General features: G+C 41.5%; 6 protein-coding genes and 4 pseudogenes. 5 read left to right on the top strand and 5 right to left on the bottom strand.

Annotation, left to right across the window (positions count from 1 at the left end):
• The first annotated feature begins 176 nt into the window (after positions 1-176).
• Both ANSO36C_RS09200 and ANSO36C_RS09195 read left to right on the top strand, forming a co-directional pair.
• Positions 177-1,283, top strand: a pseudogene (locus ANSO36C_RS09200) (D-alanine--D-alanine ligase family protein).
• Between the two features lie 337 nt (positions 1,284-1,620).
• On the top strand, positions 1,621-2,136 hold the full coding sequence (locus ANSO36C_RS09195; RefSeq protein ID WP_251959280.1) for a hypothetical protein: 516 nt from the start codon (positions 1,621-1,623) through the stop codon (positions 2,134-2,136).
• Between the two features lie 825 nt (positions 2,137-2,961).
• Here the strand turns inward: ANSO36C_RS09195 and ANSO36C_RS09190 are convergent.
• The 3 genes and pseudogenes from ANSO36C_RS09190 to ANSO36C_RS09180 form a co-directional block, all read right to left on the bottom strand.
• Positions 2,962-3,895 (bottom strand): annotated as a pseudogene (locus ANSO36C_RS09190) (alpha/beta fold hydrolase).
• Between the two features lie 19 nt (positions 3,896-3,914).
• Positions 3,915-4,421, bottom strand: coding sequence for a DUF4112 domain-containing protein (locus tag ANSO36C_RS09185; RefSeq protein ID WP_251959279.1), 507 nt, complete (start codon positions 4,419-4,421; stop codon positions 3,915-3,917).
• 83 nt (positions 4,422-4,504) lie between these two features.
• Positions 4,505-5,401 (bottom strand): YihY/virulence factor BrkB family protein, encoded by an 897-nt coding sequence (locus tag ANSO36C_RS09180; protein WP_251959278.1) that lies wholly within the window; start codon positions 5,399-5,401, stop codon positions 4,505-4,507.
• Between the two features lie 172 nt (positions 5,402-5,573).
• Here ANSO36C_RS09180 and ANSO36C_RS09175 point away from each other — a divergent pair, with 172 nt between their 5' ends.
• On the top strand, positions 5,574-6,035 hold the full coding sequence (locus ANSO36C_RS09175) for a hypothetical protein (RefSeq protein WP_251959277.1): 462 nt from the start codon (positions 5,574-5,576) through the stop codon (positions 6,033-6,035).
• Between the two features lie 93 nt (positions 6,036-6,128).
• Here the strand turns inward: ANSO36C_RS09175 and thrC are convergent.
• Positions 6,129-7,217: pseudogene (thrC, locus tag ANSO36C_RS09170) on the bottom strand (threonine synthase).
• A gap of 758 nt (positions 7,218-7,975) precedes the next feature.
• Here thrC and ANSO36C_RS09165 point away from each other — a divergent pair.
• Positions 7,976-8,161, top strand: a pseudogene (locus ANSO36C_RS09165) (hypothetical protein); the annotation flags it as partial.
• A gap of 243 nt (positions 8,162-8,404) precedes the next feature.
• Here the strand turns inward: ANSO36C_RS09165 and ANSO36C_RS09160 are convergent.
• Positions 8,405-10,759, bottom strand: a complete 2,355-nt coding sequence (locus ANSO36C_RS09160; RefSeq protein WP_251959276.1) for a hypothetical protein — start codon at positions 10,757-10,759, stop codon at positions 8,405-8,407.
• Between the two features lie 309 nt (positions 10,760-11,068).
• Between ANSO36C_RS09160 and ANSO36C_RS09155 the strand changes: the two genes are divergently transcribed.
• Entirely contained in the window at positions 11,069-12,730 is a 1,662-nt protein-coding gene (locus ANSO36C_RS09155) for an iron uptake porin (RefSeq protein WP_251960288.1), read from the top strand.
• Positions 12,731-13,136 lie beyond the last annotated feature (406 nt).

Below are 13,136 nucleotides of genomic sequence, written 5' to 3'. Positions count from 1 at the left end.
GTTATTTATCAATATTGTTGCCCATTTTCCTGGAATAGAACTGTAGCTGACAACACGATTATTTTAATTGGAAGCAGGGGGCAGGGGGCAGGGGGCAAAAAAATAATATAGAAAAACATGGCAACTTTTGTAGGTTGTGATACGCTATCTGCTTGAGAAGTGTGGAGGAACCCAAAATGACTAAACTGCGCGTGGGGTTATTATTTGGCGGTCGTTCGGGAGAACATGAAGTTTCAATCAACTCAGCACGGGCGATCGCTAAAGCCTTGAGTTGCAGAGCAAAATGCTAATAAGTACGAAATACTCCCTTTTTACATCCAAAAAGATGGACGCTGGCTAGCCGGAGAAGCACCCGAAAAGGTTTTAGAAACCGGTACTCCGCTTTTAGAATCTGAAGAATCAACATCTGTTGAAAATCTCACATCCAACCCTCAAGCCCAAACCCTGGGTAAGTGGCAATCTCCCTCTCAAGTTGCTCAAGTGGATGTTTGGTTTCCCATTCTCCACGGCCCCAACGGTGAAGACGGGACAATTCAAGGGTTACTAACCTTGATGCAAGTCCCCTTTGTTGGTTCTGGGGTGTTAGGTTCCGCACTAGGGATGGATAAAATTGCGATGAAAATGGCTTTTGAGACAAGCGGGATTAGCACAGGTAAAATACAAAGCGATAACTAGAGACGCAGGTTTGGTCTAATCCTTGCGTATTCCCGAAACTGTGTGATGACATTGAGCAGCATTAGTTATCCTGCCTTTGTCAAGCCAGCTAATTTGGGTTCATCAGTAGGTATTGCTAAAGTGCGATCGCGCCAAGAATTAGAAGCTGCTTTAGATAATGCTGCTAGTTATAGACCGCCGATTAGTTGTAGAGGCTGGTGTCGTAGCTAGGGAAGCTTGAATGTGCCGTTTTAGGTAATGATCAACCTCAAGCCTCTATCGTTGGAGAGATTACTTATGATAGCGATTTTTATGATTATGAAACTAAATATACTGAGGGTCGGGCAGATTTACTGATATCCTGCACAGCTTCCAGATGCGATCGTCCGTAAAATTCAGGACATGGCTTTACAAGCCTTTGCAGCTGTATGAGGCTAGCGGGGTTAGCAAGGGTAGATTTCTTTTATGTGGAAGCAACAAAAGAAGTTTTGATTAATGAAATCAATACCTTACCAGGCTTTACTGCAACGAGTATGTATCCCCAACTCTGGGCCCATAGTGGAGTCTCTTTTCCAGAATTAGTTGATCGGTTAATTCAACTTGCTCTTGAAAGGCATTCTCCTAACTGACGGATAAAATAACCGAACTGATTTCAGATTATTACGGCGAAAAGTCACAATAAATACATAACTTCGGCAAAATTTGGCCAGATTTAGTAGCATCTACTTTACAAAAAAGCTACTTGAATCGGAAATTTTGTTACGGATACCTGATGCTTGACTCCTCCAGTACAATTTATTGACTAGAGGGGTACAAATCTGAAAGTAATCATGGAAAAACGTCAGAGTGTACAGCGCGAGCGAACACCAATTCAAAAGGGCTACTCCAGAGCTGACAAACAGGAAATCGAGACTAAAACAAAGCTCGAATGTTCTGATATATCTGGTTACACACCATCCTTGGCTATTGCTAACTGGGTTTTTAGCCATGTTTATGGGAGGTGGTGCCTTTGCCTTGTATAGCTTAGGTAATGCAGGCCCGGTACCACAAGAAGAACCAGAAAAAATCCCAGTTATAGTTGAAGAACCAATCAATCTGCCCTCTGAGAATGGTAATCCTACACCTTTATGGATGGTAGCTGCGATCGCCCTCAGTTGTGGTAGTGGTTCTTTGCTCATTTTCCGAATGCTCAACCGGACAAAGATTAGCAATAAAGTGCAAAAACAGGTTAATCGCCATCAACCACGCTTGGCACAGAACAATTACCAAAGATTGGAACCACATCTTCCCAAGAAACAGCCAATCTTTGTGCCACAGCCACAACTGATGCCCGTTATGCAGATGCAACCTAAAACAAAGCATTTGGTAACGGTTCTACCAGCAGAACACAAGCATCACCTGGATACGCACATAGAACCTTTAGCAGACTTGATGGATCTTCGTAAAAATAGTCCATTATCTGCAATTTTACGCCAGTATTAATACTACTGTAAGGTAAAACCCCGTTAAATTAACGCTTTTTGCCAATTAACTTGGCTTAGATTCCCGGCTTTTTTAAAAAGTCGGGAATCTTGTTATGTACGAATGATTTATTGCATAAGTAGCTGGACAAAAATATTTACAGTCATTGCGTACTCCTTTAGAGAACGCGTTGGCGCAACCTTTCATAGAGAATCTCTTATATAGCAGATTAACTACTTTTAAAAAGTTAGATATGAGCAATTAGAAAATTTTAAAATATGCCAAAATGGCAACCAGCTTTTTATCAATCAAGTTAAATTATATAAAGATAAACGACTTCAAGGGTTTTGTTTTCAGGGGCTACCAAGTATGCAAATTCCTTTTGTAAAACACTATTTACTAAGTGATTTACAAGAACAAAAAACTATCAATATCAATTATTTGCAGAGTATTTTTCTCAGCAAATAAATACCAATAATTAAGTTTGGCATTTGCTGCAACAGGAATATTAAATGCGTATGGGCGTTGTTGTTGAAGTACGCATTAGCCCCCAAATAACGGGCAAACGTCTGTATACATTCCTGTTCACTTCAGCAGCAAATGGCAGAGTGGGAGTTTGAAAGCTGACGGATATGCTTCCTCCCACTCTCTTTTTATTGAAACAGAATTCAGGAGTCAGAATTCAAAATGAATTTTGACTCCTGAATTCTTCTTTAAAAATCAATATGCTTCAGTTAAGGCTAGCACTCTTTGTTAAAGCCGTTTTTTTTACGAACCACAGAGGCGCAGAGTACACAGAGAGAGAAGAAAGAGAAGAAACAAATTGCTTAATTGAAGTGTATTGCTTTAAAAATTAGTATCTTGCAAAAATTTAAGAATCGCTGCATTCAGCACCTTAGAAGCACCACTAGAGGCATCATGACAGCAGTTAGACAAAATCTGTAATTTGGAATTAGGGATACACTGATGCAATTTTTCACCATGACTAGCAGGAAACCAACTATCTTGTTCACACCCACAAAACTAGTGTGGGACACTTGATTGCATTCAGTTTATTTTGAATTTTGGTGAGCATATTTGGCTTGTTTGCTTGCCAATTTTCAATTTCGCGCGCGGCTATTTGTAATTCTTCGGCAACTTTTGCGATCGTACCAGGCAATTCAGTAAACGGGTAAGTTATCCAATAAATATCTTCCTGTGTCAAGATTGAGGGGTCGAATAATACCCTACGTCTTTCTATTGCCATAACTTCTCTAAATAGAGGTGCAAACAGATATGTCAGACGTAAGGAGTCAATTGTTTGCATTACTTCTAGGGGCGTTTGGGCAAGCAACCACATAGACCAATGAGGTAGTTGTTCGGCAAAAACAGGTACATTTACTACTACAAGCCGTCCGATTAATTGCGGATTCTCTTGAGCAAGAGCAAGGGCAACTAATCCCCCCAGAGATTCAGCCACAATCACTGCTGGTTCATCACATAATGCCTGAATAATTCTTTGAAACTCAATAACTTGATGACCATTGTGTTCTCTACGAGACAATGGTTTTTCCGAAAAACCAAAACCTTTGGCATCAAAGCAAATTACCCGATAATATTTAGATAACGCTGCTACGCTGTGACGCCAATTGTAGCTCCAACTCCCCATACCATGTAATAAAATTAGCGGTTTACCTCTACCTTTTTCGCCATAAGCAATTTGTACAGGATAGCCTTTAGCATCAGTAATAACTAGACTTTGCCGACCTTTGGGAAAAGTAGCTTGCCACCAATCTTTCATTCTTTTATCAATAAACAATTTAACCGCCTGTTAAGGCGTTCCACAAAATTCTAATTAGTATCACGGGCAATGCTACTAAAACAATAGATATTAACAACAATCCAACCAAAACGGCAAATATAAACCATCTGTCTGCACTCTTTTGCTGGCTGGGAAACTTTAAATAGTCTTCTAATAGCTTGATATTATTAGTGTTAGCTCTCCAGGCGAAATCAAAAAAGTCTCCCAAAACGGGGACTGCGCCTACCAAACCATCAATAATCACATTCAAAACCATTTTACCTAAAGTGGCTCTAGATACACCTAGCCGCGCAGCTTCTAGGATGATGTAGCTAGAAAACATGACTCCCAAAAAATCACCACCAATCGGTATGAGTCCTAAAATTGGATCTAGTCCAAAACCAATTTGTGTGCCAGGAATAGTAATAACATTATCCAGCAGCCGACTTAACTGGCGCAAGCGCTTCAACGTTGGTGCTTTAATATCAGGTTCAATCATTGAAAATCCAGGAGGAGAATCAGGCATGAAAGCGATCGCTAACTTTGTATTGAATCGTTAGATATTCTACTCCCCAACTGAGCTTTTGCAATAAATTTCTCAGGGATTTACTATTTTTCTCTAGGTGGCGACTGCGCTTTTAAGCGCATATCTTCGCCGACAGTCACGTTCAACTGATCGCCGATTAACAGAACAGCAGCGCTCATTGACAGCCAGAGCATTAAAACTATCACAGCCCCTACAGCACCATATACTTTATTATAATTGCCAAAATTCGCCACATACATCCGAAATAGGGCAGATAATATTGCCCAAAAAACAGCTGCTAAAATTGCTCCAGGCATCATTGGTGTGCCTGAGTTCCACTGGCTTGGCCCATAGCGATAGACAAAGCCAAAGGCGGTAGCAACAATACTTAAAGCTAAAGGCCAGCGTAACAACTGCCAAAGATGCACCAAGAAGATTAAAGAGCTATTTTGGTTCACTACCATTGCCAATAGCCAATCACTAATAAACACTAAGAAAGAAGCCAACATCAAAAGCAACATAGTGCCAACTGTTAATGCCAGAGAAACGAGCTTGGCTTTCCAAAAGGGGCGTATCTTTTCTGAAGGAATTTGATGGATTTGGTCGAGGGCTGTCATAGCCGTATTCACCGCCCCAGAAGCAGTCCAAATTGCTAATACAAAGCTCAGAGAAAACAAACCACTGTTTTTGGAGTTGGTAATTTCTGTAGTGGCAAAATCACGAATTAGATCCAGGGCTTCTTCAGGTAGCACTTGGCTTAGTTGCACCGCCAGTTGATTAAAGGTGTTTTGTAAAGATTCTTCTAATAAGCCAATGGCTGTGAGGATAGCAAGAATTGCTGGAAACAGCGATAGTATCGCAATATAAGCGATTTCCGAGGCAAGTCCCAAAAGTCGCCTTTCCGTTGTCCTAGCAAAAGTTTTTTTGAGCGTGTGCCAATTGAGGTGGCGAAAGAAGCGGAAAAAGCGAGGCTTTGGCATGATTTAGAGTAAAAATTGATTGGGTTTCTTAATTACTGTGCCAAATTTTGCGTAGCGATCGCATCTATGTTTTTACAGCAAGCATACCGAGGCGGAGAGTTCTTGTCTAATGACTCTTGACTAATGACTAATGACTAATGAACATTGACTAATGACTAATGACTAATAATTTATGAATCAAGATTTAACACAACAGTGGTTAACAGAAATCCAGCTACTCAAAGAGCAGATGACGGGGCTGCAAAACGATCACGATGCGGGTTGGGAAAGTGCCCAAAAATGGCGTCAACTTTATAACACAGAAGCAGAACAACGCCGCACAGATGCCCAATTATCCCAGCAGGCGATCGCATCCCTCAAGGCAGATTTGCATAAACTCCAAGGTTTTGAGATGGAGACACTGACTATTACACCAGTCACAGCTATCCAGCAAGAAATAGAACAACTCAAATCTGTGGAGGAATTGCAAGCTAAACTTATCACTGTAATTAAAGAACGCGATCGCCTTTTACAAGCTTTGAAAACTGAGCAAGACAACCACGCCCAAACCCGCAATAGTCTAACTACTGCCTTGGGTGATGCTATTGATAGCTTGACACGCGAACGAGCCGGGGCAGGGGAAAAGGGGAAGTAGGGAGTGGGCAGGGGGCAGGGGCAGTGGAGGCAGGGGAAGCAGGATAATAACTAATGCCCAATGCCCAATGCCCAATGCCCAATGCCCAATGCCCTAAAATCCCATTGCGTCAGCTACTGCGCCCAATTCTGCTGCAATACCCTGTTTAAATTGACTGTAATTGTGTTTGATTGCTGTATCTGGATCTTTTAGACCATTGCCTGTGAGGACGCAAACTACTGTTGCCCCTGTGGGAATTTGATCTTTCACCTGCAATAACCCGGCTACAGAAGCAGCGCTAGCAGGTTCGCAGAAGATACCTTCTGATGATGCTAAAAGTCGATAAGCGTCGAGAATTTCGGCATCAGTAACGGCGTGGAAATTTCCCTGACTGGCGGTTTGTGCTGCGATCGCTAAATCCCAACTAGCGGGGTTGCCAATGCGAATTGCTGTCGCTAGGGTTTCGGGATTGGCTACTGGCTGACCATGTACTAAGGGGGCTGCACCTGCGGCTTGGAATCCCATCATCCGGGGTAAGCGATCGCACTTTCTGCTTGGTGATATTGACAAAAACCCATCCAATATGCTGTGATATTCCCGGCATTGCCTACGGGAATACACAACCAGTCTGGCGCATCACCCAGCGCATCGACAATTTCAAAGCTGCTGTTTTCTGCCCTTCGAGGCGGTAGGGATTGACCGAATTCACCAAAGTGATCGGATAGCTTTCGGCCATCTCGCGGACAATTTCTAGGGCTTGGTCAAAATTACCTTTAATGCCAATACTTCTGCCCCATATAGCAACGCTTGAGCTAATTTGCCCAGCGCTACATAACCGTCGGGAATAAGTACAAAGGCATTCATGCCCCCACGCCTTGCATAAGCGGCGGCGGCGGCTGAGGTATTGCCCGTGCTGGCACAAATTACTGCTTTAGCCCCTGCTTCCTTTGCCTTGGAAATTGCCATAGTCATCCCCCGGTCTTTGAAGCTGCCGGTGGGATTAAGACCATCGTATTTTACAAAAACCCGTACTTGTCTGCCAATACGTTCTGCGATCGCTGGCACTGGTATTAGAGGCGTGTTGCCCTCCAACAAAGTGACAATCGGTGTTTCTTCGGTGACAGGCAAGTATTCCCGATAGGCTTCTATCAGTCCGGGCCAGGGTTGGCGATAAGATTTAGCAACAGACAGGCTCAAAGTCACAGTATTTAAAATTTCTTAATGTAAGGATTGGATATTTAGAAAGTTTGGGATCGGGACGCGCAGAATGGGGAAGAGGAAGAAAGTGAATTTTTCGTTGCCAGTTACCAGTTCAGAGTTCCCTAATCCAAAAGAATCTTATTAAGAATATTATTTTTTCTGGTGCAGGCGTTTCACTTCTATTTTTATTTAGAACGTTACTTTATCATAAACCGCCACGGCGACCTTCGGTTTAACAAATTACCTAGAGTTACTTGAAAAGTATTTGGCTGTAATTTTAGGTACTTATTGATAAATTTGGGAACTATTTGTGTATTTTCCCACGCTATTGGCTTTTATTGCTAAAGGAAAATACGCAATAGTCGCCTCTTTTTTGGTAGCCTTCTACTTCCCTTATCTACGAGAAACTGCTCTAATCGCAAGTGCTTCGCCCTACGTGTTTTCATAATTTAGACTAATTCTTGATAAAGTCTACATATAATTTCTTACGTAAATTCCCCAAAAACGGCGATAATAATTTGTACAACCATAATTGACAGGTTATAAATTAACTGTTCCTAAGTACCGTACAGTGGAAGCAAGCTTTACAGACTTGGGAGAATGTTTTTTGGAACACAGCTATTATGATGATCGTCTTTTATGATTGAGACTAAAATCCATTAGAGTAGTTGATTGAAAATATACAATAATTTAATAAAGCTTAAAATAGCATTATTATAATATTTCTAATGGTGTGAGTTAAGTTGTGGATTTAATTAGCGATGCCTACTTATTTATCTAGTGTTTCCGATCGCGAGTCCCAGGCCGCCTGGGTGAGCAAGTTAACTAAGTCTTATTATCAAGACGATCAGCAAGCTAAATTGATGCATTTACAAGCAGAGGTAGACTCCTTGTTGCAGCAGTTGGAAAACCTCAAGAACCAACGTATAGCAGAAACTAACCAAAAAAATAAATCAATCTTGATAAGTAGGTGGGCGGAGAAATTTATCACTATGTCATTGCGTACCGCCAAGGGCGGAACCCGTAGGGTACGGAGCAACCCGGAGTGAAGCAATCGCAAGGCTTTTAAGCAATTTACCTTTTGTAATATAGTTAGATTTATTTGTGCCTACCTACTTAGATAGCGATGTCTACGACGGGCTACGCCTACGCTTTTGCCCTCTGTATTCTAAATTTGAGTCAGGGACGTGCTATTCAAAGCGTTGATTTTTCGTTGACCAGCGCTTCAAACTGTAGTTATGAGCGTTTTCTACTAATAAAGCTAAAGATTGCACGTCTGAAAGCTTGGCGATCGCAGATAGTCTTTGTGAGTAATTTCCTGTAAAATCGGTGTAAATGACTTTATTGCTATCAGAAAAAATTATAGTCCGGTCACGGCGTTTCTCTGGGTTTTCCCCCAGATTTTCATGTGTAGACTGATTCAAAGATACTATTGCTGCTGGTGAGATAGTCAGTATTATTTCTGGTTGAGCGTTATTTGTTAAATCAACCACTTGAACCGGCCAATCACCTAACTTTTCCTGCATCTGCTCAAAGCTAGGAATAGCCCCACCCGGAACTTCACGAGATTTCTGCAAAGATTGCCACACACTCGATAGTATTACCTTCACCCTTTGGGGATTTTGTTGATGCAGTTGTTGGAGAGTAATGGGAGATGGTTGCACCCATTCCAGTGCTGCATTTGTCAAGGCTAAAGGCTTGGGTTGAAGGACATTGTTTTGATTCTCTGGAATTTTTGGGCCAGCAGCTAAAAGGCGTAAAACTTTACCCCGTAGTTGCACCGCTTTGATAGCAGCTATAGTAATTTGTTGTTCTCCATTTGGCAACCAAACCACAATCTGAATTTCTGGGTCAGAAGTGATTCCCAAAGTTTTCCAGAAAAATTTGGCGGTATCAATTTTAGGTAGGTTGAAATTCTCAAAGGGGGAATTTAGCCAGCGTTTCCCGTCATGAAATGCACTCACCTCCACCTGATACCAAACTTGATTATCTGTGAGTTGTAAATCTGCTGAAGAATTTGGTTGCAGCCACTCGGCATTGTTAACTTGAGTGATTGGTTGTACTGTACCAACAATCTGACTAAGGTGAGTAGAGGATATTTGCGATGTACCTTCACCATTGAGTCTTGCTAACAGACCTTGAATATAGGCAAGATTATCTTTTGTAATTTTTGGTTGCGCCCTTAACCAAGAATCAGCATGTTCTTCTCCTTGCTGAACTTTTAAAATCAAGGCAAACCAAGCTTGCACCTCTCGTCTATTAGGGTTCACCCGCAACGCCTCTGCTGTGCGATTCCACAACCGTTTTTCATCAGCTTTGAGTAGAGTAGCAATTTCTTGGGCATTATGTGGCGATGCTTCAAATACCTGTAATGCTTTCTCCCAACGACCATCAATCAAATCTGCCAGCACTTCTTGACTAGGACTTGCCCAAGTTTTCTCGGCTTGGGTTTTAGTAAGTTGGGAATGGAAGCGAATCAAATCCATTTGGGCTTGCGCCGCCTCTGTCCAAATTCCTTTGCGCTGTTTTTTGATGAACTTTAACCATTCAAAGGCTGGTGTCCACAGTCCACTACGGGCAATTGACAGGGCGTTTTGATATGCAGAATCCTTGAGGACTGATGATTTAAGGGTAATCGCCTCCAGTTGAATTGGTTTAAAGAATAACTTCAAAGGCTTGACTTGGTAAACCTGTAAGTGCGTTTCTAAACCTATACTTTGATCAACAACTAACTCTTTTGTACCATCACCAGTTACCTGCTGCCATTTGGGTAATTGTCCATTAGGACTAGTCCAATACAACATTTGTAATAAATTCGTGCGTTCTAGATTGTAGTATATAACTTGACCATAAGTGATAGTACCAGTTCCTTGTTGGCGTTTACCCCGCAAATCAAACCAAACCCCTGGTGATGGCGTGCCACCTTCAAAGCGTTGCACTTCAGTTAAAGGTAGGGAAATACTGACATCGGGTTCTGATGTCTCATCAAGCAACGGAGAAATCACAAAGGATTCTTCTGGCCCAGTTACAGGTAATTGAGTTGCTAGATAGTAGTAATTTTCTGACTGAGATTTAAACTCTAACTCCTCTGATAGCTGGTAAACCCTGAGTTCCACAAGTTCTTTACAATCAGATTGACAATTAGCACGCTGTTGAAAAACTGGCAATAAAAATGAGTTTTTCGCATTTTGATTTATAGGCAGAGTTTCCCCAAATATTTGGTTTTTTCGACTCAAATCTAATTGAATTTGTTTGAGAGTTTGGGGGCGTTCGTGATTACCAAGGGGAATTTGTGCCCATGCAGGTAAAATTTTATTTAGCCAGCTTACTTGATCTGGATTGAAGATGAAGAGAACACTAATCCAGGCAAAAGCCATAATTAGACTAGCACTACTTAAGAGAATTGCAATCGCTAGCATTGATGACAACCAACTCCCCCGTTTTAGCTTTTTCTGGGGGTTTTTAGCGACACGTTTCATCCCACCAGCACGAGGTTGATTTAGTTTCGAGCCTTTTGGCGTGGGCTTGCGTGAGCGATTTGCCATAGATTAAGAATTAGGGATTAGGGATTAGGGATTAGGAATTAGAGACTGGGATTAGGGATTAGGGATTGAGAAAACTCTTTCCTAGTCCTCAATACCCAGTACCTAGTGTCCAGCCCCAATATCCAATACCCTGTTATACTCGCCCTTTCAGAACTTGCCCAGAAGCATTGAGTCTAATTTGGAACAAAATCCGTAAATGTGCCCATGTAAATAATAGATAATCGCGGATACACTCTTCGCTTAAGTATGTGAGCAGAGTGTAAAAAGTTGAAAGGTATACTTATTAGCCGCAGTCATCGCCAAACCTGGATGCTTGCATGGTTACTAATTGCGGGAGTAAATGGAGTTGCACAAAAAGCACTAGCACAAGAGTACATAAATACAGAAATTACTCAGCAGTTAGGAGTTAAGGGCGATAATATTATTCCCTCATCTCTCTCCCTAGAAGAACCGATGGCGCAAGTTACATCGGTTTCTCAACTCAAGGACGTACAACCCAACGATTGGGCATTCCAAGCATTGCAGTCTTTGGTAGAACGCTATGGTTGTATAGCTGGCTATCCAGATAGCAGCTATCGCGGTAATCGCGCCTTAACTCGGTACGAATTTGCTGCGGGTGTGAATGCTTGTTTAGATAGAGTTAACGAATTAATTGCTACAGCCACCAGCGATTTAGCCACCCGCGAAGATTTAGCAATATTACAAAAATTGCAGTCAGAATTTGCCCCAGAATTAGCAACTTTGCGGGGTCGTGTCGATAGCTTAGAAGCCAAAACGACTGAAATTGAAGCCAATCAATTCTCAACCACAACCAAACTCAGTGGACTACTGATAGTTGGCATTCAAGGACGGACTAACAATCGTGGTGATGTTAACCCTAGAGATGGACAAAAAGATACGGATGATGCAGGGACAAACACTAATGTCCTATCACTGGCGCAACTGTATTTAACTAGCCAAATCACTCCTACTAGTTACTTGTTTACAGGTCTTATAGATGGTAGAGGAAAAACTACACCTAGATTTACCAATAGTGTTTCCCGAAATGATGTTTTACTTGGCTACGAATTTCCTACAGATAGCTTGATTGTAAGTGACCTCAATTTTCATTGGTTGGTGACAGATAACTTAGCAGTAATGGTGGGAACAGAAGGCGTAAGTATGCCAGCTGCTTTCCGAGGCCCCAATCGGGTAGAAAGTGCTGCAACTGGGCCATTGTCTTATTTTGCCCAAAGAAACCCAATTTTAAATATGGGATATGGTCACGGCGGTATAGCTATTGATTGGCAATTTGCTAAACGCGCTAGTTTACAGGCAATTTATACTAGTTATCTACCAGGAAACCCTGGTAAAAATAGCGGTTTATTTGATGGAACCACTACTACAGGTGTCCAATTGCTGCTGACACCAACCGATACTCTAGATTTAAGTTTGTATTACGTTAACAATTACTCTTCCGATGGCTGTTTACTAACCTTTGTTGGTGATGAATGCTTAACTGCGGTTAATACCACTACCGGGAAATCAGCACCCCTACAAACCAACGCCATAGGTGCGACTGTAACTTGGCAAATTTCTCCCTACATTAGCGCAGGTGCATGGGGTGGTTATACTAAATCTTATATTCCTGGGCTATCGGGACATGTAGAGACGACAAATTATATGGTGTTTCTGAATTTCCCCGACTTATTTGCTAGAGGAAATTTAGGGGGAATTTATGTCGGTCAACCTCCTAAAATCACCAGTAGCGACTTACCAATAGGGAATAATGTCCCTGATTTTGTTAATACTGGTTTAGGACGTGCAGGTGGACAACCAGGAACAACCACTCAAATTGAGGCATTTTATCGTTTTCAGCTAACAGATAATATCAGCATTACACCAGGAGTAATTCATATTTTACAACCTGGTAATACACCAGATAGTGACTCAGTTACCGTCGGCATTCTGCGAAGTACTTTTAGTTTTTAACTTTACTTTCACATAAATATTATAAAACTTAACTATTAACAGATGCTTATATCCCAATACGCTTGGGTTAAGAATAATTGTAGGTTGGGTTGAACTTTAGTGTTACCCAACAAAGGCTGGAAAATGTTGGGTTTCGTTCCTCAACTCAACCTAGAAATATTACAAGTTTTTAACCGATCCTGATGTTACTTGCAAACTGCTGTATATAAAAAAAGGTTTGGCGGTGAGCCAAACCTTTATATAAATCCAGTGCATAACAACATCCCGCATTAATTTACCTATTATTATATGTATAGGGCATCTTCCTATAGGATGTATGCAAATACTCTGGAACCTGATATTGTATTTTTTTAATATAACCTAATATCTAAAATTTAAAATTAATCAGCCATAGGCTAGAGGCGAA

The organism is Nostoc cf. commune SO-36 (assembly GCF_023734775.1).
GTDB lineage: Bacteria > Cyanobacteriota > Cyanobacteriia > Cyanobacteriales > Nostocaceae > Nostoc > Nostoc commune_A.
This window is presented reverse-complemented; position numbering and strand designations above follow the sequence as displayed.